General features: G+C 41.0%; 20 protein-coding genes and 1 tRNA gene. 7 read left to right on the top strand and 14 right to left on the bottom strand.

Annotation, left to right across the window (positions count from 1 at the left end):
- Positions 1–278: 278 nt before the first annotated feature.
- From cmk to COR50_RS22105, 6 genes are all read right to left on the bottom strand, one after another.
- Positions 279–1,103: a (d)CMP kinase gene (gene cmk, locus COR50_RS22080; RefSeq protein ID WP_262496280.1), complete on the bottom strand. Its 825-nt coding sequence runs from the start codon at positions 1,101–1,103 to the stop codon at positions 279–281.
- Positions 1,104–1,119: 16 nt separating this feature from the next.
- Entirely contained in the window at positions 1,120–2,721 is a 1,602-nt protein-coding gene (locus COR50_RS22085; protein WP_098196012.1) for a T9SS type A sorting domain-containing protein, read from the bottom strand.
- Between the two features lie 15 nt (positions 2,722–2,736).
- Positions 2,737–4,260 carry a hypothetical protein gene (locus COR50_RS22090; protein WP_098196013.1) on the bottom strand — a complete coding sequence of 508 codons (1,524 nt, stop codon included), beginning with the start codon at positions 4,258–4,260 and terminating at the stop codon, positions 2,737–2,739.
- A gap of 100 nt (positions 4,261–4,360) precedes the next feature.
- A complete protein-coding gene (locus COR50_RS22095) occupies positions 4,361–6,007 on the bottom strand; it encodes a hypothetical protein (RefSeq protein WP_098196014.1) in 1,647 nt (548 codons plus the stop codon).
- Positions 6,008–6,612: 605 nt separating this feature from the next.
- Complete coding sequence (locus COR50_RS22100) at positions 6,613–7,521, bottom strand: ribonuclease Z (protein ID WP_098196015.1); 909 nt, start codon at positions 7,519–7,521, stop codon at positions 6,613–6,615.
- A gap of 49 nt (positions 7,522–7,570) precedes the next feature.
- Positions 7,571–7,957: an STAS domain-containing protein gene (locus COR50_RS22105; RefSeq protein WP_157761065.1), complete on the bottom strand. Its 387-nt coding sequence runs from the start codon at positions 7,955–7,957 to the stop codon at positions 7,571–7,573.
- A gap of 255 nt (positions 7,958–8,212) precedes the next feature.
- On the opposite strand from COR50_RS22105, the gene COR50_RS22110 reads away from it, so the two are divergent.
- On the top strand, positions 8,213–10,750 hold the full coding sequence (locus tag COR50_RS22110) for an ATP-dependent Clp protease ATP-binding subunit (RefSeq protein ID WP_098196017.1): 2,538 nt from the start codon (positions 8,213–8,215) through the stop codon (positions 10,748–10,750).
- Between the two features lie 409 nt (positions 10,751–11,159).
- Here COR50_RS22110 and COR50_RS22115 read toward each other — a convergent pair whose 3' ends face one another.
- Both COR50_RS22115 and COR50_RS22120 read right to left on the bottom strand, forming a co-directional pair.
- Positions 11,160–11,639, bottom strand: a complete 480-nt coding sequence (locus COR50_RS22115) for a DUF4920 domain-containing protein (RefSeq protein ID WP_098196018.1) — start codon at positions 11,637–11,639, stop codon at positions 11,160–11,162.
- A 34-nt stretch (positions 11,640–11,673) separates the two neighbouring features.
- A complete protein-coding gene (locus tag COR50_RS22120; protein ID WP_098196369.1) occupies positions 11,674–12,813 on the bottom strand; it encodes a cytochrome-c peroxidase in 1,140 nt (379 codons plus the stop codon).
- Positions 12,814–12,995: 182 nt separating this feature from the next.
- Here COR50_RS22120 and COR50_RS22125 point away from each other — a divergent pair.
- From COR50_RS22125 to COR50_RS22135, 3 genes are all read left to right on the top strand, one after another.
- A tRNA-Asp gene (locus COR50_RS22125) sits at positions 12,996–13,069 on the top strand.
- 55 nt (positions 13,070–13,124) lie between these two features.
- Positions 13,125–13,271, top strand: a complete 147-nt coding sequence (locus COR50_RS22385; protein WP_157761066.1) for a GIY-YIG nuclease family protein — start codon at positions 13,125–13,127, stop codon at positions 13,269–13,271.
- A 629-nt stretch (positions 13,272–13,900) separates the two neighbouring features.
- Positions 13,901–14,494, top strand: coding sequence for an NUDIX hydrolase (locus COR50_RS22135; protein WP_157761067.1), 594 nt, complete (start codon positions 13,901–13,903; stop codon positions 14,492–14,494).
- Between the two features lie 150 nt (positions 14,495–14,644).
- On the opposite strand, the gene COR50_RS22140 is transcribed toward COR50_RS22135, so the two are convergent.
- The 4 genes from COR50_RS22140 to COR50_RS22155 all read right to left on the bottom strand — a co-directional run bounded on the left by COR50_RS22140 (position 14,645) and on the right by COR50_RS22155 (position 19,447).
- Positions 14,645–15,745: a serine hydrolase domain-containing protein gene (locus COR50_RS22140; RefSeq protein ID WP_098196021.1), complete on the bottom strand. Its 1,101-nt coding sequence runs from the start codon at positions 15,743–15,745 to the stop codon at positions 14,645–14,647.
- A 328-nt stretch (positions 15,746–16,073) separates the two neighbouring features.
- Positions 16,074–17,000: a hypothetical protein gene (locus tag COR50_RS22145; RefSeq protein ID WP_098196022.1), complete on the bottom strand. Its 927-nt coding sequence runs from the start codon at positions 16,998–17,000 to the stop codon at positions 16,074–16,076.
- Between the two features lie 718 nt (positions 17,001–17,718).
- The gene (locus COR50_RS22150; RefSeq protein WP_098196023.1) at positions 17,719–18,411 is read right to left on the bottom strand and encodes a LytR/AlgR family response regulator transcription factor; all 693 of its coding nucleotides are present in this window, start codon (positions 18,409–18,411) and stop codon (positions 17,719–17,721) included.
- Complete coding sequence (locus tag COR50_RS22155) at positions 18,404–19,447, bottom strand: sensor histidine kinase (RefSeq protein WP_098196024.1); 1,044 nt, start codon at positions 19,445–19,447, stop codon at positions 18,404–18,406. The genes COR50_RS22150 and COR50_RS22155 overlap by 8 nt, the downstream gene beginning before the upstream one ends.
- 374 nt (positions 19,448–19,821) lie before the next feature.
- On the opposite strand from COR50_RS22155, the gene COR50_RS22160 reads away from it, so the two are divergent.
- The 3 genes from COR50_RS22160 (at position 19,822) to COR50_RS22170 (ending at position 21,412) form a co-directional block, all read left to right on the top strand.
- Positions 19,822–20,529 (top strand): DUF4386 domain-containing protein, encoded by a 708-nt coding sequence (locus COR50_RS22160; protein ID WP_098196025.1) that lies wholly within the window; start codon positions 19,822–19,824, stop codon positions 20,527–20,529.
- Complete coding sequence (locus tag COR50_RS22165) at positions 20,519–20,938, top strand: DUF6326 family protein (protein WP_098196026.1); 420 nt, start codon at positions 20,519–20,521, stop codon at positions 20,936–20,938. Before COR50_RS22160 ends, COR50_RS22165 begins: the two co-directional genes overlap by 11 nt.
- 96 nt (positions 20,939–21,034) lie before the next feature.
- Positions 21,035–21,412 (top strand): MmpS family transport accessory protein, encoded by a 378-nt coding sequence (locus COR50_RS22170; RefSeq protein ID WP_098196027.1) that lies wholly within the window; start codon positions 21,035–21,037, stop codon positions 21,410–21,412.
- A 405-nt stretch (positions 21,413–21,817) separates the two neighbouring features.
- Here the strand turns inward: COR50_RS22170 and COR50_RS22175 are convergent, their stop codons facing one another.
- Both COR50_RS22175 and COR50_RS22180 read right to left on the bottom strand, forming a co-directional pair.
- Positions 21,818–22,933 (bottom strand): acyltransferase family protein, encoded by a 1,116-nt coding sequence (locus tag COR50_RS22175; RefSeq protein ID WP_098196028.1) that lies wholly within the window; start codon positions 22,931–22,933, stop codon positions 21,818–21,820.
- Between the two features lie 230 nt (positions 22,934–23,163).
- Positions 23,164–23,937, bottom strand: a complete 774-nt coding sequence (locus COR50_RS22180) for a MerR family transcriptional regulator (protein ID WP_098196029.1) — start codon at positions 23,935–23,937, stop codon at positions 23,164–23,166.
- Positions 23,938–24,230: the final 293 nt, after the last annotated feature.

Raw genomic sequence — 24,230 nt, forward strand, 5'->3', positions numbered from 1 at the left:
CCATAACTACGCAATTTACTTGCAGGCTATAATCCAAGCAACTTCAGTATCCAACAATGTTGTTACGCGTGTATACAACATCTTCCTAAAAGCCGGGGCCTTTCGTAAAAAATGGGATAGGTAAAAAATCATTACTGGAGGAGTGAAGGGTATTCATTCACATCCGTTGGTTGAGGAATTTCTGAGGATTTGGCAAAAAAAGATACCCTGTGGGTCGTCTTTATAAGAACAAATTTAATAACACTTTTTAAATATAAAAAAAATATTTAAGGAGAATGCTAATTTGTTGCATCTTTTACCCATTGCATAACTAATTCGAATTGTTCTTCCAAAGTTAACTGGCTGTTATCCAGCACGATAGCATCATCAGCTTTTTTCAGGGGACTAATTTCCCTATTGGTATCAATATAATCTCTTAATTCCAGGTTTTTGCGGACTTCTTCGATGGTGATATGTTGATCTTTCTCGTAAAGCTCCTTGAAACGCCTTTGCACCCTAACATCGGGGTCGGCCGTCATGAAGATCTTGAGCTCCGCAGCCGGGAAAACGACGGTTCCGATATCCCTTCCATCCATCACGATACCCTTTTGGATACCCATCTCTTGTTGCTGGGCTACGGCAAACTCCCTCACGGCGCCAATTGCCGCCACTTCGCTAACTTTTTCCGCAACGATTAAGTCCCGGATATATGGTTCTACGTTTTCTTCATTTAAATAGATGTCAGCTTTGCCGGTGGCTTCGTTGAATATAAAACTCAACTTAATATTTTGCAAGGCCGCCGCCACGGCATCTTCATCATTCCAATCGACACGGTTTTGCAGGAAATAAAAAGTGATAGCCCGGTACATAGCGCCGCTATCGATAAACAAATAGCCCAATTGTTTGGCCAATTGTTTGGCTAGGGTACTTTTCCCGCAGGAAGAGTATCCGTCTATCGTGATAATAATTTTTTTTCCATTACCGCCCATATGCAATATTTTCTGCTGTTGATCTATACTCCTGCAAAAATGCTGCAATTCGAGTTTAAAAACAAATCCGTTCCCGGTTTGCGTATAAAAAGATAGCCCGCCACGCGGGCGAGCTATCATTACCAATATCAACATTTAGAATTATTAATAATTAATACCTGTCTATTACCACGATCTTATGCGTGCGGATCAATTTGCCCGAGTTCTTATCGTAGAATGCTAAGACGTACATGCCTCTCGCGATATCATTCACCTGGATATTCGTTTCGCCGGTGATGTCGTAAGTCCGAACCGTTTGTCCTAATACGTTCACAATCCTCATAATCATGCTAGAGTTTTCACCCTTGATCCTAACAGTAAACTGGCCGTAGTTCGGGTTTGGCCAAACTTCTACCCTGAGGAATGGCGGAACAGCCCTGGTTTCCGTGTAAGAGACCCGGTCGTTCTTCGATACCGATTTAATCCGGTAATACGTCCAGCCCTCGTAATCATTCGGATCATCGTACATGTATTGACGGAAAATCTCGCTGTTACCGTTAATCGAGGACGACAGTACGGAGCCGACCGTTGTAAAGGCAGTATCTTTATCGTAGCGCCGTTCGATTTCGAAATGGTCATTATTTAACTCGCGGGAAGTAGCCCATTCCAACCTGGCGAGGTAAGGCGAATTCCTGTATGCATTGAAATACATGAATATGGCCGGCGAGTAAGGTCCCGCGATAAACGAAGACTTAGTGAAATATTCGTTGATATCTAAACCTTCATTAAATAATCTTTGGTGTAAAGTTGAACTAGTGAGCGGTCCTCCCGTTGTCAGGTTGCCGGTTATCGGGTTAAATTGTAAAGCGCTGATATAGTCCCAAGATGTATCTGTATAACGGCTAATAAAACTCAGGGACCTGAAGGCAGCATAGTTAGCGCCTTCATCTTTATCCATGTGTTGTAAATAAAGGACTACTTCGGCGCTGGACTCGTTCAGATGCCCGATATTCCAAGTTTTATTAGCATATTCCAATTTATTGATCACACCGTCAATTGCCTGGCTATAAACGCTGTCAAATACACGGGCTTTAAAATCGTCAGGGGTATCACTTTTATATTCGATAGCAGCAGGTGAATAATTGCTAATAGAAGTACCGATAGGGAAAACAACCTTGCCGCTAGTCCTAGAGATTGCTTCACGGTATAAGAATCCGCCGGCAATATTGGTTCCCGTTACTACGAAAGCCTTATCGTTATAGCCCGTAATAGTTCCGGGTTGTTTATCACCCACTACCAGGTTCCAACCGTTCAGGAATATGAATCCATTACTGAAGTGCAAATTATTTCTGACTTTGAGATCACTGAGATCATCCAAGATAAGCCCTAATTTATTATCAATGGCAAGGTTAGGAAAGCTGATACCCTTGTTCGCGCTCACACTGAAGCCGCAGTAAACAGTTTGGGCGCCCAAGTTACCATTGACGGGGTTATTTCCGGAAAACCTGAAAATACCACCTTTGCCAGTATAACCATCCTCACTTTCATCGATCAATTTTGCCGTGATCGCGTTTTTCCAAGACTTGCCGAAGAAGTTCAACTCGGCATCAGGGTTTGAGCCGATCGTACCTTCATTAATGATGCTTCCGTAAATTGAAACCGGCTTCCCTTTGAAAATCCAAATTTTTCCATTCGGGGGGATATAGGTATTCAATTGGCAGTAAGCATAATTACATGCAAGTATGAAGAAAATTATGGTTATAAGTTTTTTCATCCGCCTGGGATAAGATTAAAATTGCATGATAGTTACGTTAAAAGAAGTATTAAAGTTAATCCTCCATGTAACACTTGTTAGTCTTACAATTACGTAACCGTTATAAGCTCTAGCATGTGCAATACTTGTTTCTTCTCCAATCTCGCCCCTGGGGTTTATAATCACCGTAGCATTTGAAGTTATACGGCTATCTGTACCCGAGGTTGGATACCTAAATTCATAGGTATTGGAATATGTATTCACATTATAATTTCCTGTAGTCAGCCTGTAAATCTTTTCAACAGGTGTACCGTCGCTTCCCACTTTCACAGAACCGTTTACATCCAGTTTCGCATTCGGACTCGTTGTACCGATCCCCACATCGCCATCACCCTGGATGGTTACACGCTTATTACTGTTGGTGCTGAAAAACAAATCACGGTTATCTTTCAAATTGAAATTCACATCGTAATTCCCTTCCGTTTCAGCGCTGAAGTTTGCATTTACGGGCAAGGTTAAAAACTTACGCCAAGACATGTTCGCAAAAGTATCCACGGAACCGCCCCTGAAATAGGCTTCATGATCCGTTAAATCAAACTGCCCGACATATAGACCGTTATCACTTTTTGCTACGATCGAAGTATGGAACCAAGCTGTTTCATTAGGTATTTGGTTGGCTGGATTCCCCTCGACATCGGTCAGATACAAGCCCGTTCCATTCGTTGCCATCGCATTCAGATCCCGGCTGATATCAAACTCCCCCGAACCACTGTTAGCGTTATATTTTAACAAGGCCGGCCTTTGCTTATTCATCACTACCCAAGCCGTTCCATCGCTAACCAGTTTAACCGTATAACCGCTTAAAAGCGATGTTTGTGTAGTGCCGTTCGTAGCTTTTACCGTGGCTCCAGCGTAATTTACATTCCCCGTATTGTAAGCTACCAACTCGATACTTCTACCGGTTCTTCCCACTGGCGACTGTAAAGTAACCGTGGCATCGCTGGCATTGTTCATTATAACGACCGAATTAGAATCAACTAAGGTTATATTCCCGGTAGCAGTAATGGTACTGGTAGCGATAGCGCCGTTCACATGCAGCATAGACGTGGGATTACTTCTCCCCACTCCCCAGAAACCGTTTCCGGCAACCCTGCCCCTCTCCACGGCATCCACCTTAAAGACGATCGGCTGATGATCAAGCGTTCCAATAAAATGTACACTGGAATCATTTCCCGTATTACCTGCGGTCGACCAAGAACCGATCGCGGATAAATCAGCTAAAGGTTGCCAAGTACCTTTTTTCAGATAAATTTGCTTGTCTTCTTTCACGTAAACGATCATCCCGTCTGGAGCGCTATTTAAAGGAGCTGTGTTCAGTGCGGCTTTAGGCACCCTGTTGAGTAATAATCCACGGGCTTCCCCACTCAATTCTAATGAAGCGTCCGTTCTGACAGTATAAGGATTATCCCCTATTTTAAGTTGCGCATTTGAATGTTTTCCAAGTATCATGAACACGCAAAAAATGATACAAGGAATACCCATCTTTCCGAAAAGACTCATGGTATAATATTTTACCCGATAATGGATTGAATAATAAGATAAAACGATCCGGTTTTTGAGACACATGTACCGGATCGTTTCATCCAGTTATTATCGATTATTAGTTGACTTTGTACCAGTTGGTACCATCGCTTTGGAATACATAATTTGTATTGTTAGGCGCAGTAATAGATGCAGCCGCACCATCGATATCGCCACCCGCGGTATCAATTGTAACTACGAAAGCATCCGCAGATAAATCCGGGTTACCGGATAACCTTTTTACATTAATTACGCGACCGATATTAGTAGTTGCATCCGGCAAAGTAATCGTTGCATCAGCAGTTGGTTTCACCAAGATAGTATAATCCGTAGCCGCCACTGTGTAAGTACCCGTTGCAGTCCTGATAGACATTGCCACGGAACCCGTAACAGTGAAAGTGGAAGTTTGAGTACTTACCGGGGCACCGACAACGAACCCTGCATTAGCAGAAGATTTATCTTTAAATTGTTTAGCACCAGCAATTTCTTGAGCGCCGGTTGTAATAACACCGCGCGCGGTAGCACTCGCATCAGGGACATCTAAAGTTACCGTTCCTGTAGCAGCAGAGAAAGCCAAATCATTACCGGCAGTTCCTAAAGCTAAGGTAATTGCATTATCAGTCAAACCGTTTACCGAGGTAATAGCACCATCAAATGCAGACGCAGCAAGAGTTCTGTATTTGAAAGAACTGGACCCGTCTAATACAAGTACATTATTGTCCGTAGTAGTACCGGCGCCTAAACCAGTTGCATAAATATTGGTACCATCCAAATAAACATCACCACTTAAAGTAGTAGCACCGCTGAATGTTTTATCACCAGCAAAAGTTTGAGTAGTGGTTGTCACGATACCTGGATAAGTAGCATCGGCAGCATGCAATTTCAATTGATATTTCCCGGTTACGTTATCGAAGGAAATCGTAGCACCGTGATCATCGGTAGCTGCTACGTATGTTAAAGTTTCGAACGCAGTTCCCCCGGTTAAGTTTTGCAACTTATCATAATCACCCTTTGACATGAAACCGTAAGTTTTGGTACCGGTTCCATCCATGATCGGGGCTTTGATAGTCAACGCGGAAGTACCATCGTCGGTAATTTCTAAAGTTTCGTTGGTAGTAGCCACATCGGTATTGATCGTAAGATCACCGTTCAAGCTATTCAACGATTTTACAGCTGCGCCGAAAGCGGAAGGATCCAAGCTTCTTTTTTCGATGGTACTAACACCGGAACCATCGGTATTCAACACCAACACTTCCACGCTGGAAGTATTAGCTGTCATATCAGCATACTGGATTTTCAATTTACCATCACTCGTGATACGGAATCTTTCCGAAGCGTTAGATTTGAAGATAACATCAGCCGCATTGATAGAACCGATGAAGTGAGCCGGGGTAACGGCGTCATTACCAGTTAATCCCCAGTTGGCGGCAGATTCGGCAGAAGAAGCTAACTTTTCCCAACCGGAAGCCGTTTTCAGGTAGATACCCGGGTTAGTGCCGGTATAATACACCATCATACCATTCGGAGGTGTTAAGGCATCAATTTGGGTAAAACTGGATAAGCGAGGCAGCAATAGACCTTGGCGATCTGATTCCAATTCCAAGATGGAAGCCGGGGAGATCGTGTAAGGGTTACCACCTATTTTAAGCTGTGCTTTCAGGCTGTTGAAGGATAAAGCCAACAGCGATACCAGTACAAGACTGGCAATACGAAACGATTGTCTCATAGGTACAAGGTTAAATAAAAGCGTTAAAGTATAATTTATTAAATATTGATTGGTGACATAGTCTGTATCAGTTGCAACTGGCCCTACTCTTTAATTCATGCAACAAATCTGGATACAATATTACATATATAAACTGATTTAATACATATTTTTTTATATATTTTTTATTTAACCTTTAATAAATTTCTTTTATATAAAAAGTCTTTATTTCCCTAATTATAGGTCGTTTTAGCTGTTTTTCAAGCCTATGGCGGACTATTCATATTATAATATTTTATATATATAAATAATTATAATAATTATTGATTATCAAATACCCATAAATAGAAAATTTCTTAATACGTATTATCCTTAGTAGTAATGTTGGATCGTGACGAATATTACCCCCGGGGGAAGGTTTTAGAAACTGGATACGATGTACCGGGAGATACTGTAACTCTTGTTTAGCCCGGGATATTAAAATGGAAACGGGGATGGCGTAATAATGATTCCGGGGCACACGTGTGAATACGAATCCCCTTATTTGACCACCTGGACCGCGGCTGCAAATATTCCCCGCAGACTAGCGCGGCTACACCACGATGGCCGTATATTTAATTATTATATTATACCAAAAAAGTAGTTCCCTCTGTGGCCAAGTATGATTCTTCGAATACCGGCCGTGCTTCCTCAAGAAATCCGCCTAACTCCGTGTATTTAGAGCTAAAATGTCCTAGCAACAACCTGCCAACACCTGCATCCTTAGCTAAGCTAGCTGCCTGGAAAGCGGTGGAATGGAACCTGTCGGCAGCTCTTTGTTCAAGGTCATGTAAATAGGTGCTTTCATGGTAGACCAGGTTGGCCCCGGCCAAGTAAGGAATGATGCCGGGATCGTATTTCGTATCGGCGCAATAAACGTAAGCCTGGGCAGGTGGCGGTGGCAATGTAACCCAATCATTTTTTACCAGGACGCCATCCTTACGTTGATAATCTTCCCCGGCTTGCAACCTCGAATAAAACGCGGCAGGGATCTCGTAGGCCTTTGCCTGTTCCGGGATCAATTTCCGCTTTGTCCTTTCCCTTTTCACCCTGAAACCGTAGCAAGGAATCCTATGCTGAACGGGAAAATAACTTACTTCTACCTCCTTATCTTTCATGATGATGCCGCCATTCCCGGGAACCAGCGGTACGAATATCAATTTAAACAGCAAACGCGTATCGGCAACTTTTAGCTGGATATCAATTATTTCCTGTAGCTCCGGTGGACCGTAAACCGTAAGATCTTCGGAGCGGCCCAGTAGGCTCAAGCTATTGATGAGCCCAATTAAGCCGAAATAATGGTCGCCATGAAGATGGCTGATGAAAATATGGTTCAGTTTACCCCGCTTGATATGGTAGCGTTGCATTTGCATTTGGGAGCCTTCCCCGCAATCGATCAATAATAATTGGTTATCAACCGTCACAACCTGGGCCGTAGGATGCCTTTCCAATGTGGGTATCGCTGAATTATTTCCTAGTATCGTAACTGCAAACATCCTTATCGGGGCTTATCTAAATAATTGTAAATCAATCTCAATATAGCAATTACATGCCTTCATCGATATCCAGTCCCAACTCCCTTTCAATCTCCTCCATCATCACGATGTCCATGGCTTCCGAAACGGTCGGTACGATATTGATAAACTGGTCGCCCGCTGCATCATTTACTTGCGCTGTTAAAGCGCTGTTAAGATTTGCAAGGCAACATGATAAGTTTTTAGCATATATTTCTTGGTAGACTGCTAAAATGGCTTCTATTCCTGGATGGTCAATAGATTGAACGTCAGCCATATCTAGCACGAGGCTGCGGCCATCGAGATCCTTCAGATTATGGATCGCTGTAATAAAATCTTCTGCCAAATTAGCATTAAAAGCAGGTTCTTCCAGTCTAAATACCACTAATTTTTCTTTGGTATCATATTTGAAAATCATATCACCGGGTGTTATATTTAAAACAATAAAAAAAAGGATCTTCAATAATAGGATCATCTCCCGATAAATCTACTTCCGATGAATCTTATACCTAACATCCAATTATTTCGTAAGTATATTTAGAAAAAGGATCTCCTATACACAAAAGTAAATCTTAAGTATAAAAGAGCAAGTATAAAAAGTAAATCAAAATTATTTGCTAATATTGTATAGACCGCACCCGAGAGGGGTTTTAATCATCTAATAACTAACACAATGGACCAGAATTTTTCACCACAAGTAAAGGAAATCATTACGTTCAGCAGGGAGGAAGCTTTACGGTTGGGCAATGATTTCATCGGTACGGAGCACTTGCTCCTGGGTATTATTCGCGAGGGTGAAGGTACGGCTGTGAAAATTCTACAGGCACTTAATGTAGATTTGTATGAGCTGCGCAAAGAGGTTGAATTGGCTATAAAAGACAAGACTGGAAAAAATATTGGCAACATGAACAGCTTGCCCTTAACAAGGCAGGCGGAAAAAGTAATTCGTGTTACCGTATTGGAAGCAAAAGCTCTGAAGAGTCCGACCGTGGAAACGGAACACCTGATGCTTTCTATCCTCAAGAATAAAGAAAACGTTTGTACTCAAATTTTACAACAGTTCGACGTGGATTACGATACCTTTAAAAATGAACTCGGATTTGTTAAATCCGCAGACCCGAAATCTGAATTTGATGATCCTGGCGAGGAAGAATTTGAAGATGAAAGAAAAAGTTACGCCTCGAAATCAAAACAAGCGAACGCGAAATCTAAAACACCCGTTTTGGACAACTTCGGTAGGGATATTACCAAGCTGGCCGAAAGCGGCAGCCTCGACCCCATCGTGGGCCGCGAGCAAGAGATAGAACGCGTTTCACAGATATTATCAAGACGTAAAAAGAACAACCCGATCCTCATCGGGGAACCCGGCGTTGGTAAAACAGCCATCGTGGAAGGCCTCGCCCTCAGGATCGTGCAACGCAAAGTTTCCCGCGTATTGTTCGACAAGCGCGTAGTAAGCCTCGACCTTGCAGCATTGGTAGCCGGTACCAAGTACCGCGGCCAATTCGAAGAAAGGATGAAGGCAATCATGAACGAATTGGAAAAAAATAGGGACGTGATCTTGTTTATCGACGAGATTCACACCATCGTGGGCGCGGGTGGCGCTTCCGGTTCACTGGACGCTTCCAATATCTTCAAGCCGGCTTTAGCGCGCGGCGAATTACAATGTATCGGCGCTTCCACCCTCGATGAATACAGGATGTACATCGAGAAAGACGGCGCTTTAGATCGCCGCTTCCAAAAAGTAATGGTAGAACCACCTAGTGTAGAAGAAACCATTCAAATTCTTAATAACATCAAACCCCGTTACGAGGAGTACCATAACGTAAGTTATTCTGATGATGCAATCGAAGCCTGCGTGAAATTGAGCGATCGTTATATGACGGATCGCCTGTTGCCCGACAAAGCCATCGACGTATTGGATGAAGTGGGTGCCAGGGTTCACTTGAAAAATATCAACGTCCCTCAAAATATCCTCGACCTCGAAAAACAGATCGAAGATATCAAGCAGGAAAAAAATAAAGTAGTGAAGAGCCAACGCTTTGAAGAAGCCGCCGCACTCCGTGATACGGAGAAAAAACTCGGCGAGGATCTCGAAAAAGCGAAAGCAGTATGGGAAGAAGAAGTGAAACACAAACGCTACCCGATCGATGAAGAAGCCATCGCGGAAGTTGTCAGTATGATGACCGGTATCCCTGTGAAACGCATGGTACAGGCTGAAACTGAGAAATTACGCCGCATGAGTGAAGATCTGAAAGGCGCCGTTGTGGGACAAGAAGAGGCAATCAGCAAAGTAACCAAGGCCATCCAGAGAAACCGTGTAGGTTTGAAGGATCCGAAGAAACCAATCGGTACTTTCATCTTCCTGGGTCCTACAGGAGTGGGTAAAACAGAGTTGGCCAAATCATTGGCCCGCTACATGTTCGATTCGGAAGATGCTTTAATACGCATCGATATGTCTGAATACATGGAGAAATTCTCTGTAAGCCGTTTGATCGGTGCGCCTCCGGGATATGTTGGTTACGAAGAAGGTGGACAGTTGACTGAAAAAGTTCGCCGTAAACCTTATTCCGTAATCCTGCTGGATGAAATCGAGAAAGCTCACCCGGACATCTACAACCTGTTGTTGCAAGTGCTGGATGACGGTATCTTGACAGACGGATTGGGTCGTAAAGTAGACTTCAAAAATACCTTGATCATTATGACTTCAAACATCGGTGTACGCCAGTTGAAAGATTTTGGCGCCGGTGTAGGGTTCAGCACATCCGCGAAATCTAACAGCGAAGAAGATAATACCAAGGCAGTGATTGAGAAAGCGCTCAAACGTACCTTCTCCCCCGAGTTCTTGAACCGTATCGACGATGTGATCATCTTCAATGCCCTGAACAAAGAACACATCTACACGATCATCGATATCACGATGAAAGGCGTGTTGAAACGTCTTCAAAACCTGGGCTTCAGCTTAGAGTTAACGGAAGAAGCGAAAGGTTTCTTGGCAGAGAAAGGATATGACCAACAATTTGGTGCGCGTCCATTACACAGGGCGATCCAAAAATACTTGGAAGATCCGTTAGCCGAAGAAATCCTCAACATGAATATTCACAATGGTGACGTGTTGGTGGCTGATCTTGACAAGGAAAATCAGAAATTGATTTTCAGTTTGAAGAAAGATTCATCTAAAAGCAAGTCTGAGAAATCATCTGAGGCGTAAAAGTTCAGCGTGATTTTAATCGATAAACATTGATAGGCATCCTTTCCAGGGTGCCTATTTTTTGTAACAGCTCTTCGTTTAATTGATTTCGCATCTGACCAACGCGACTTAGAATTTCAATAAATCATTGCATACAGAACAAAAGGAGGAACAGATCTCCTATTGGAACTCCATGGTTAATTATGGATAGGTATAAGGGACTGTTTAGTTGAAAGTCGGGATCAGGTCGAGATAACTTCTGAAATCACTTCAAAAACCTTATACAAAAAGCAGTAAGCCTAATTAAATTATCGCAACCCAGGTTACTGTAATGGCCATTGCGATAATTTAATTAGGCTATAAAATAATCGATATCAAAACGCCACGATCATAATAAGATCGCGGCGCCCTAACTTTATATTAATAAAAATTATTCTACAACCAGTATTCCATCTGCCGTAATGCGTATCTGGCGTTTAGGTTGGGTGATGGCATCGATTTCTGACTGCGGTTTCTTAGCATCTTCCGCGTAATGGCGAAGCTCTTCCACGCTGGTCACTTCGGTATATGCTAAACCATCCAATACGATTGTTTTTCCTTTGATAGCCAGGGGAACAAAGAAGCTATAATCCTTCATCTTTACAAAAGCCGTAGTAGAATCATTGATCGCTAATTTCATCCAGCAACCTTTTTTCGGACAAACATCCAATACCTTAGCTTTTACTTTAACATTTACTTCTGCTTCATCATTGGGCAATTTAGAAGGCAATTCAGCGATAGCAATAGCATTATCGGCTTTAGCTCCTGCTCCATAGGTACTGCCGGCTTTGGCATTTCCCTTGGGGGGTTGCGCATTTACTATAAACGCACTACAAACGAGCAAGCAACAGATCGCAATAAACTTGTTCATGGCAATTGAATTTATTTTTGATACAGATAGATTTCTATTTGGGCAACTCCGGCCTGGGCATTTTATAAGGCGTACCCGTAATTGCATTTAAAAATGCCAGGAGCGCTTCTTTGTCTTCCGAAGTTAAGTTTAATTTCTTCAATAAGGGGTCAGTTTTTGGAAATAAAGGATCCTTTACCTGGTCACCCTTCGGCTTGATGAGATCTGCCCCCATACCACTATTGTAAATGTTTAGGATGCCCTCCATGTTATCAAATAATCCGTTGTGCATCCATGGACGTGTATGCATCACATCCCGCAGGGATGGAGTACGGAATTTGCCTACATCGGTAGCTTCACGGGTCACATTGTACAATCCCAGGTCTTCATATTTCCGGCCGTAATACGTAAGACCGATATTATGGAACTCCCGGTCCGTAAAATAGGTTCCGTTATGGCAATTCATACAGCGTGCCTTCGTCCTGAAAAGGTGCAGGCCCCTGATTTCCAAATCGGTCATACGGTTGAACTTCCCTTCCACGAAATAATCGAAGCGACTTTTCTTACTACGGATGGTTCTTTCAAATTCAGAGATGGCCGTCACGATGCGATCTACCGTGATTCTATCATCGCCGTAAGCTTTTTCGAACAGCTTCACGTAGCCGGGAATTTTTGACAATTTATATGGCAACTTCGGAGGTTCCATATTCATCTCGTGATGGGTCGCTATGGGGTTGATTGCCTGGCTTTCCAAGCTCTCTGCCCGACCATCCCAGAAGAGTGATTTTTGGATAAATACGTTTAATAAAGAAAGCGTATTGCGTGTTCCCTGTAGGTGGTCATGCCCCAAAGAAACCTTGCGACCATCTGTCCAGGTGAGATCGGGGTCATGGCAACTGCTGCAGGAAATCTGGTTAGAGCTGGACAACCTGGGGTCGAAGAACAACATTTTCCCCAACTGCACTACAGGGTTCCGTTCTCCCAGGATATAGCTGGAATCCTTGGGCAAAGCCGCGAGCTCTTCATATATGACACCGCTGTCGATGTCAGGTTTGGGCCATTCCGACACTGGTTTTTCATATAAAGCCCTCAGGCTATCATTATGATTGATAGTTGGCAAAGAGACACTATTTACAAGCGAAGATGCAAAAACGATCACTGCTAAAGCCGACAATATCCAGAAAATCCTTTTCATATAGGCCGCAAAATTAATAAAAATATGCGCTTTAATATGAGCGCGCAACAAGCAAAGCAGAAGATTTACATTGGCTGAAAAATTTTTTTTTGAGGGGCACTTGTTTTTTTGAAATAAATGTTGCTATATTTGCATCCCATTCAACGGAGAATCAATGAATTATAGATTTAAAAGTTGAAGAAGGATCGGTAGTTCAGTTGGTTAGAATGCCGCCCTGTCACGGCGGAGGTCGCGGGTTCGAGTCCCGTCCGGTCCGCAAGGAAGCGTCTCAAACGAGGCGCTTTTTTTGTTGACCTAAAAGTGAGTTTTATATGAACTGGTACGTTCATGTGATAGTAAGCCTTCAAGATGGAACATTCTACAAGGGCATCACTCAAGACTTTCACCGCAGGTTAGAAGAATATAATTCCAAGCAATCGACCGTCTTCAAAAGTACCGTGGAAATTATGCTATGTTGAAGTTCAAGCAAATAAAAAATCAGCGGTAATACGGGAAAGAAAGCTTAAATGTACAAGCGGGAATATTTCTATGGGTTGTTTCAACAGCCCGGCAACCTCATGAATCAATAACCAAGGTTGGAATGCTGCCCTTGTCACGGTCCCAGCCTAGCAGGGCAGGTTCGAGTCCGCAAGGGAGCGTCTCAAACGAGGCGCTGGAACCAGTAGCAAATTATGAGTGTAACATCAACCTTAACGGTTTGGCAAAAAACTATTGGCGGACAATTTATCGAGCAACATTTAAAATTAAGTCAAGTAACAATTTTTCATTATTTTACAACTAATATAAACCCACTATGGAAGTTCTCGTAAAGAACCAGGTTGAAACAGTAGACCTTACCCCGGAGGACTTTCTCCTAACCCTTTTGGAATGTGTTGTGAACCCCATCATCAGTTTACAGCAATCAACACTTCCGAAGTCACAAAGAAAGATTCAAATGCCGGGAGGGGCTACAATGGAATTTTTATTTCATCCTCCGTGCATTTTATAAATGGAAGGTGTTATATACATTTTGGAGTTTCCTGCAATTTTGTACACGCGCTCAAATAATGGCAGCATTAATAAAAAGGACCATAAAATCATACGATATATGAAAATTATTTTGACAATTTTGTTTCTTTTGGGAAGTGCACAGTTCATTTTTGCTCAAGACACGGCAAAAACATCACCGAAACAACATGAGACGATTAAAAAAGCAGACAATTACACCATTCAACGACTTATCATTTATAAGAACAAACAAATTTTGTTAGAAAAAGGATGGAACGGTTGGATGACCCCGGCTTTACGCTCAAACGAAAATCAGTCATTAAAAGAAGGCTTGGATAGTTTAGCGAAAGCTATTGGGCTTACCGTTAAAATAGTAAAACTCTCGGGGGTTTATTCGTATAAGTTTAAGAACTTACCGGACCATAAAGAAGTTTCTTACAGAACACATTACACGGCAAAATATGTTAGTGGAGAAGTGATTCAGCCCAAAGAACCCGGGAGAGAATATAAATGGTTTGACATAAGCGATGTTGTTGATAAGATTAGCAATGAAGCGCTAAAAAAAGAAACTGAACAAATTTTAAAGTATCCAGAAACACTTTGGGGAGGTTCATTTTTGCATACTTTCAAAGATGGAGAATTTGAAAGCGTTATCATGACAGAAGACTTTTATCCACTCAGCGACAATAAATAATCGGATACCTAGCTTTTAATACAAAAGCTATACTAACAATTGTAACAACGTTAGAAATTGCTTCATTGAGCAAATCTATTACTGCCATTGGCATTTCTCTCAATGTAGAAAAAGGCCTTCTTTCATTTGAAGAAAATAAATTTCCGGCTTTTATAAATAGTATTTCGCAATAGTATCTGCCATTTCTTCGGGGGCGCAACCACTTAAATTGGTCAGGATAATTATGGCGATATCATCCTTGGGATAAACGACAACTGCTGCCCGGCCACCACCGATGCCGACCACCCCTGGATGTTCTCTCCGTCCAATGACCGACCATCCCAAAGAAAAGCCTGTGAAAATCCCCCCGAATCCTTCCGTTTTCCCATTATTCAGTTTTACAGGTGCCCATAGGGTCTCAAGACTTTCGGGATTTTTTAGCAACCGCCCTTCCCTCAAAGCTATCACCCAACGGGCCATCTCTTCGACCGTACTGAAGATGCCCGCATCAGTGCGCATCATAAGTGGAAAATCTTCGTGGAGTTGCAGTAGTTTCTCGCCTAGATGATACTCTCCACTTACCGGGTCCAGGAAATAATAGCAGTAACTGGGAGCTTTATTACTCACCACTTCTTCTGAATTGGCAAAAATGGTATGTTTCATATCTACAGGCTGAAATTGATTTTGATGAATCCACTTTTCATAAGGAAGCCTGCTATATTTTTCGATCACCTTCTGGATCAGAAGATAGTTCGTTGCCATGTAGTTGAATGTTTCCCCCGGTTTAGCCAAGAGCGGCAAGCGTTGTACCAGTTTCCAGGCGCTATCTTCGCCACGACCGCCTATTAGCCCACCAGTGCGATCATCTTCTACATCTGGCAGACCGGATACATGCCCCATCAGTTGTTTAAGTGTAATACTCCGCCAGCTTTGAGGCAGGCTGTCTACGTGGCGCCCTATAGGATCATCAAGCTGAACTTTGCCCTCCTCGACCAGTTGCATTAATGCCACGCCAGCAAAGATCTTTGAAATGGAATTAATCGAAAAAATGGTGCTATCGCTTACTGGAATATTGAAAGCCACATCAGCAACTCCTTTTGAAGCTGAGAAAACCACGCGGGTTCCTTTTATTACTGCAATTTGTAAACCGGGAATCTGCCGCTGTTTCATCTGTGTTATCAGGTAGCGATCAGTCTTTTCATTTGGAGTCTGAGCAATGCAGGTTGCGCACAAAAGTGTTTGGACAATGCAGAGAACAAATATTTTTTTCATACATAAAAAATAATAAAATCTAGGATGCGGTATTCTCTCATAAATCAGGAAGCCCGTTTAGATTGTAATTATAACTTGATGAATCATTTTTCCTATATTGCTCCACCGGGTACTACTGCCTGTCTAATTATTTATGTTAAGTTTATTTCCTGTCATTTTCATTATTAGCTCACACTGAGGTTCCACGATGACACCCAACTACTGGGTATAGATACAGGTGGGGATTAATATTTCGTCAAGCTGGAACCTGTTGCTATAGCAGCGCTATAGCTGATTTTACGAATATTCCTCCTTACACACTGCAATTCTTTTAATGGATACAGCCTAGTTAAATTGAGGAATAGTTTGTGTTAAAATGACTATTGGGTTTCAAGTAAATAAATTCCCTATTTGCATCAACAATCCAATTAAACCTCTTTAGAACGTCTCCGCCAATAATACTAATCTTTTGTCTGCCTATTGCTCCATCAAAAAACCCAACAGGCACATTTGATAATTGCAGGTTGCCAATTATAAATAACGGCAAAATCCCTTTCTTAGAAGTCAAAACATTGCCAAAAGCATCCTGAAGCTTTCTTTCACCCGTGATGTCTATTTGGCCTGCGAGTTCATTTTCACTTACAAAATTATCATCTAGTAAAATGTCGCCTCCATAACCTGAATGTATTAAAAAATCATTTTCATATTTGCCTTTTTGTGTCTGGCAAATTGCTTTAATGTACATGTTCCCGTTTTCGAAAAACAAGGGAAATTTATGATATGTATTAAGTTCTTGGGGAAGTTTTGTTTCAATTACTAATAAATTTTTGTCAAAGTCGAAATCCAGGATTTTATTTTCAAAAAGGTCTAACCCGAACTTTCCATAAGTTTTCTGTCCTGAATGCTTGTCTTTCCAAATCGTGATGCTGTCCCAATTCAAATCTGCAATTGTCAACAGATTATTTTTACTGACATCGGAAGTATTATTACTTCCACCCCAACTTTTTACACTGTCAACAAAGCCATCAAATTTTATGGTTTTAAGTTTTGGTAAAATACTTTCAATGAGAGTAACATCATGTGAACCGGTATGAAGCATTAAATCAACGGTGTCCAAATGATTTATAACCGCACTTATTACAATATTATTGTACGAGGTAACATGAAAAGGTATTGAATGTTTTTCTTTTATGCCTGTATCCTGTATTAAATTCTGAGTAAACGATGTCTTGGTTAAAAATGAAAAAAGTCCAATAATGTAAATAAACTTACGCATAACGAGTTCTTTTGTTTGCCGCTAACTCTTAAATATACGCAATTACCCAATTTCAAAATATTCAATATTTATCTAGTAAAGTTTAATTGTTAATAAATCATTATTGTCCGACTAAATTTTAACCAGGGAGCAATTTGATCCCTCAATAGTTCGATTCAATGTTTATCTGCTCGTTTTTTGTACTTTTTTGCTTGCCCAAAAAAGGTACCAAAAAAGGGCACAAATTGGCCATTACGGCCGCCAATTTGATCACTCGATCCAGCATTTGTACTACTGTATTGCCCAGCTACCCTTCGCTATCAACGGTGCGAAGTTCCGCGGTTCTCTTGGCGGGGGTGAATGTATCATCCTTCGCATATATCCTTGAACAGGTAAGGAATTCAAGTACCTTTAAAGCATTTTTTGTCGGACAGCAATGGTAATAAATTGTAAAAATAATTCCCAATGCGTATTGGGTAAACATTCTCCGTTCTTAATGATAATTCAATTTTTTTTACGATATGTGCATTCAGTATATTAAAAGTTCTATCCGTGGCGGATATGTTTTTCTCTTAACGCTCACATTGCCATTACCCAAAAGTTAAGTAGGTACAATGCTGCTATGATTAAGTGGTTCTAGTTCAAAACTTGGGTAATTTGCGCGCTCAAGCAATAATTTTAGATAGCTTAAATTGGATAGATTGCCTAAAGAAGCTTCAATTTTATGTAATCAAGTATATCAAAGATTTTCAACAACATCCCTATAGGCTCTTCCGATGGGAATAGATACGCCATTTATTTCCACTGATTCTGCCGTATAGGATTCCAGTTTATCGATTGAAATGATAAATGAACGGTGGATGCGTTTAAAAATATGAGCTGGCAGAAGATCTTCTATTTCATGCGTACTCATCCTAGATATAAATGGCTTTTTTGTAGTAACAATTTTTATATACTCCCTTTGACTTTCTACATACAAAATTTCCGAAAAGAAAATTTTTACTTTCTTCTTTTGCACGGTGAGGAACAAGTAGTCTTTAAATTCAGTCGCTCCATGTATCGGCTGCCCATTGTTATTGTTGACCCTTACTTTATTTACGGCAACTAAAAAGCGCTCAAATTCTATAGGCTTCAGCAGGTAATCAGTCACATTCTGGTCAAAGCCTTCCACGGCATATTGATGATAAGCAGTGGTAATAATAATTTCCGGTCTATTTGTAAGCGTCTTTAAAAAGGACATTCCTTTTAGTTTTGGCAAATGGATATCCAAGAATATTAATTGCACTTCATTTGTACGTAACCATCCTGTTGCGAGTATAGCATCCTTAAAGCTGCCCTCTAATTGTAAAAAAGGCACCTGTGCAATATAGTCGGCTAATACCTTAACCGCGAGAGGTTCGTCTTCTATAATTATGCATTTTATTTTAGACATTACTTGCCAAATTAATTCTCAATGTTGACGCAAAAACCGACTTATCCTGTCCCACGGATAAGTCATAATCATTATAAAGCAGCGCCAGTTGCTTTCGCAGATTAGAAAGTCCTATATTCTCCTTTAATTCTTGTACCGGTGTAGTATCTTCTACCGAATTTTTCACAGTAAACAACAATTGCATTTGCTTTACATTGAGATTAATATCTACAAAGGGGTCGTTTCTTGTTTCGGAAGCTCCATGTTTAAAGGCATTTTCCACTAATGGAATTAGTAGTAAAGGCGGCAAAGGTTGTTTTGAGTTTTCTATATCGGTATTCAAGGTAACCAGCAAGGAATCATCATAACGGAGTTTTTCTAGCGCTATATAGTCAGTAATTATTTTCAGCTCATCGCCTATTGCGATTGAAACGCCACCGGCTTCGTACAGCATGAAACGCAATATCTTCGATAACCGTAAAATTGACTCCGGGGCAAGCTCGCTTTTATCCCTTGCTAATGAATAAATATTATTTAGCGTATTAAATAGGAAATGCGGATTCGTTTGCGATTTTAAATAGTTAAGCTCCGCTTCCTTCTTTTCTATTCTCAATTTATGGTATTTCTCCCTAAGCTGAATATTATTGTAAACATTCCGCACTATAGCGAAAAAAATGATGGTTGCAATACTAAATTGAGCATGGATGACCACTCCTTTTAAAAATGATAGATTGGGTGTATAATCTATATAAACGCCCAATTGTATCCATAGCTGCCGCCAACCATACAGTCCAAATGTATAAAATAGGATAATGACGAATAGGAAAAAAAATGGCCGTTGGTTATTTTTACACGGCCACCTGAACAAGGGCAATATCTGTTCAAATAACATGTAGTGAAGCGCGGTAAGGTAGCTAACTAGAAAAATGCTATTGATAACCCTACGTACTATGGTTTCCCTATATTCAAAAAATTCACCGAAAGAATACAACAATATAAAGCCTAAACCCGTGTACAGGTAAAACTTAATTAGTTTGTTATGTGCTTCCCTACTCATTCCCGGATTTGTTTATAAAAATACCCAAAACTTGATTATTAGCTTATAAAATCAATGAAAGTGGCTTTAACGTCAACGAACTACCGGATTGTAACAAGCAACCTCCCCGGAAATACCAAGAACCCGCTTCACATTTTACATCCCAGCCCAAATCTTGTCTTCTGTTTACAAGAAAGCGCTTTTCATTGACAAAACTTTTTTCGAATGACTATTTATTTAAACTTGCATCTAATTTACTATTTGTTGATGCAATTATTTCAAATAAGTATTAAAAAACACAAATATGTTAAGCGCTATTTGTATACCGTTATCGGCCCTGATAAGATAGTTAATAACAAATCGAATTTCAATGAAAAATCCCGGGATACCTTTTTATGAAAGAAAATATGAATGCATATAAAAAAAGGGCAAGGGTTGCAGGTTTTATCTATTTGGTCGTGATAATTACAGGAATGTTTAGCCTAGCTTACGTGCCCCGAAAACTTATTGATTGGAATAATAGCAGCTTAACATTCCATAATATAAATGCCGATGCTTCCCTATTTAGATTCGGTATTTACAGCAGCGTAGTATGCTACGTGGCATTTACATTTTTGTCGCTGGCTTTATACCGGTTGTTAAGAACCGTTAATGAATCACGGGCAAAAGTAATGGTGATATTAGCATTACTAAGCGTGCCTTTGTCATTTGCCAATTTGCAATATAAATATGCCGCGCTAACACTCATAGGGAAAGCATCTTTCCTGGAAAATGTTTCTATGAAAGATTTAGAGAATCAACTGATGCTTAGCCTTCATCAATATAACGATGGACTGCTACTTGCATCCGTATTTTGGGGCCTTTGGCTTTTCCCGCTCGGATGGCTTGTTTACAGGTCGGGATTTATGCCGAGATTTTTAGGCGCTTTATTGATGTTGGGTTGCGCCGGCTATTTGATAAATTTCTCCGGCAATACGTTATTTGATGATTATTCCAAAATCGGGATAGGAAAATATATGCGGATACTTCCTGCAATTGCAGAGTTCGGCACCTGCATTTGGCTGCTATTTTTTGGTTTAACAACAAGGAAAAATGGACAATAAAAAACCGGGATCCAAAGATTTTCAAATCAATGTCAAACTGGTACTTTCAGCGCTTTGGTGTTCGGTCATGTTTCTATACATCTATGGCGACTATTTTGAATTATACGTTCCTGGGAAAGTGGATGGCCTGCTGAACGGGCAAAATATGTTGAATACCCCTTATAAATTACTTTTTGCAACAATTACTTTGACAGTTCCTTCACTTATGATTTCCCTTTCACTGATGATGCAAGCAAAATGGAATAGGCGCTTGAATATTTCTATGGGTGCCTTCCTGACCTTGTTTACTTTGCTCATAGGATTTTTCTCCTTTAGTGAATGGAGAATATTTTATGTGATGTTGTCCTTTATAGAAAGCATTATTACAACAATTATAGTTTGGAAAGCTTGGCAATGGACGGAAAACTAGTCCCGTAGGTTGAGAAACCTGTTACTACATACCGTGAAACAGGGCATGAATAATAAGATAATTATCCTTTTACATGACATATCTAAAATTTAAAAAATGAAACAATTCAAAACAGCTCTTTTCGTCGGATGCATCATGCTTCTTGCGGCATCTTGCAAAAAATCAGGTTCAGATCCCCAGGATGGATATCCCAAACAAGTTAGTATCACCTACAGGGTTAGCAGCACGGCAGCGGGCAACCTCGTATCCATAACCTATGATAACGAAACGGGCGGTCAAAGCACTGTTGATAACCCTTCATTACCATTCACGAAAACCATCACTAAAACGGTCGACAAGTATAACATTGTTACTTTTGGTTATTTTGTCAATCCAGCTCAAAACGTGAAATTGGAAATATTGGTCAATGATAAGGTCGTAAAATCCCAGTCATATACCTCTGTGAACGCTGCTATGTCATATACTTTTCAATAGCAAAAGAAATGGGGATTTAGCATCAAAACGAATAGTGTAATTTCATTTGGATAAGATCAGATGAAGAATTTGCACTTAGCCCTGGAAAATTTGCCAGTCCTTAATATTTTTCCTGTGCTCAATTTTCAACTTCGGGGAATGCCTCCCTTTCTAGCATTATATAGTAAGGTCCGCCTCAAAAACTTTATAAAAGAGCACAGATAGCAAGCAACCCAGTATTGAACTGGTCCAAACTTTGATATCTCCTTCCGTCAAAAGGGAATCGATGATCGCTGATGATTTTCGGTTCCCTTTAGCAATTCAATTAACCAAATCTTCATTTTAGCCCGATCGGCGCCATTTTACATGCAAATAGAAAATATTAAAAATGGGGTAATCCCGTATATCAACTACCTAATACCTTTATCAACTACCGCTAGCGCGTAACTTACGCAACCGCTGCGCCCGCTTCTTGCCTAAGTACTTCCTCACAGGGATATCATACAATACCATTACCAAGTACGCCGCGCCTACCAGTAAAACCAAACTAACTATGATTATGAATGTCAATTGCGTAGTGCCCGGTTTGTGACTCGTATAATAATTACCGAACATCCATAACACGGCGTAATGTGTCATATATAACGGGTAAGAGATCTTTCCGAAAAAGACACAAACACTTTTCAAACCCGGTTGTAAAGTAGCGCCTGCTCCCAAGGAGATCAACAAGGGAAAATAAAATAATACGATGAGGGGCTCGGATAGCCAGTTCCATTGATCGGAGAACGGCATCACGAACGCCAGTGACAACAATATAGCGATACCAACGAATCCCAACTTGTTTTTAATGATCCAATCGGAACGGTAAATAAGCAGTCCTGCCATGAATGAATAGGATATCCTGGCGCCACCATCCCAAAAGCTTGGGCCGCTCCAGCCACCTAATAAATTTCCTGATCGGTAACCCACCAGGCACAAAGCAGCCGCTGCAATTACCGTTAACAATAGCAAATATCGACGGTGGATCTTCGAAAGCACAAATGCATAAACAATATTGGCGATGTATTCCCAAAATAAGGACCATGCGGGGGCATTAAAACTAAACAGGTTATAGCCACGATCTGCCATGACCGGAAAAGGGATCAGCAGCATGGAGCATACAAATACCAGGATAATCTTGCCGGCGCTGTACAACTCGGGATGTCCGCCAAACGGATCAAATAAAAATGCTAACAATCCTAATACCGATCCAGCTATAACCAAGGGATGCAACCGTATGAGCCTGGATTTGAAAAACTCCCGTGTCCCCATCTTGTTGATGCGATCATCATAGGCATAACCGATCACGAAGCCCGAAAGACAAAAGAAGAAATCAACCGCTAAAAAGCCATGTGCAATAAAATTTGTACTGAAATCCGTGTAGGCCCATTCCATGAAATGAAAAATCACGATAGCTATGGCCGCTATACCCCGCAGCCCGTCGAGAATATTAAAGTGTTGCTTTGTTTGAAGAATTGTTGCGCTATTATTGTTCGTATTCATTTTCTTGTAAACCCTGTTAGATTATTTTAAAGTGTCGATTTCATCTGCTTTGCTGGCTACAAGATATCTAATTAACAGGAAGTTTGCTAGCTGAAAATATGGAAGAAAAATTGCATACTGTTATATAACAACATAAGAAAGGTCGCGGACCATTTAGCTTTGTCCACGACCCATCTCGTAAATTATGCGTTATACTCCATGACAAGCGTACAGCTTTAGTCATGATGCATTTACTTCTGATTACTTAAATGTTCCACGTAGTAATCCGTGGCTTCTTTAATAAAGAGGGCCAATTCCATGCTCGGCATTCCATTGACGGTTGTATAGCGATTATCGGCCACGTACAATTCCCCTAACTTCCTGAAGTATTGCAATTTATCCATCGCCACCTTCCCACCGGTTAGCTTGATGATAATATCATATCGACGCGCTATACACTGTTGGACTTCCGCGCTTCCCGGCTCCTTATCCATCCATGCGGTTAACTGTTCGTTGATACTGCCCAGTTCTGCCTTCATGTCATCCATTTCCGTTTTGGACAAAGCACGAAGATTTTGTTCAGCTTCCAACACCGTATCTTTACCCCATTTGGCCATAGCTTCTTCCCTCCAAGCTTTCATCTTGTCTTGCGGGATTCCTTGGTATAAATCTTCTACATTTAACATAGTTTCATTTTTTAATGTTAATAATGTTTTGTCAATAGTACCAATCAATGTGTCTATTCTTTCCTTCTTGGCGATGAGCGCCCGGCGGTGATTTTCAAGAGCCTGGCTGAGATCGAAATCCGGATCATCCAGGATCGTGCAAATGTCCTTTAACGGGAAATCCAGTTCCCTGTAAAAGAGGATCTGCTGCAAACGCAACAATTCCCTTTCACCGTAAAGGCGGTAGCCGGCATCTGTACGTTTGGAAGGCTTCAGTAATCCCATCTTATCATAAAGATGTAAGGTGCGCACGCTTACACCTGCTAAGCGGGAAAGCTTTTTTACAGAATAATTGTCCATCGTTTGGATTTATACCTTGAAGTACAAATGTAAGGTATGACCTAGGGTTAGAGTCAAGCGAAAATTTGTTTTTTTAAATTTATATTGAAAATCATTATTGTCCGACTAAATTTTAATTGGGGAGCAATTTGATCCCTCAATAGTTCGATTCAATGTTCATCTGCTCCTTTCTTGTACTTTTTTGCTTACCCAAAAAAGTGCCAAAAAAGGGCACAAATTGGCCATTACGGCCACCAATTTGATCGCTCGATCTGGCCTTTCTACTACTGTATGGCCAAGCTACCCTTCGCTAT

The organism is Chitinophaga caeni (assembly GCF_002557795.1).
Classification (GTDB): Bacteria; Bacteroidota; Bacteroidia; order Chitinophagales; family Chitinophagaceae; genus Chitinophaga; species Chitinophaga caeni.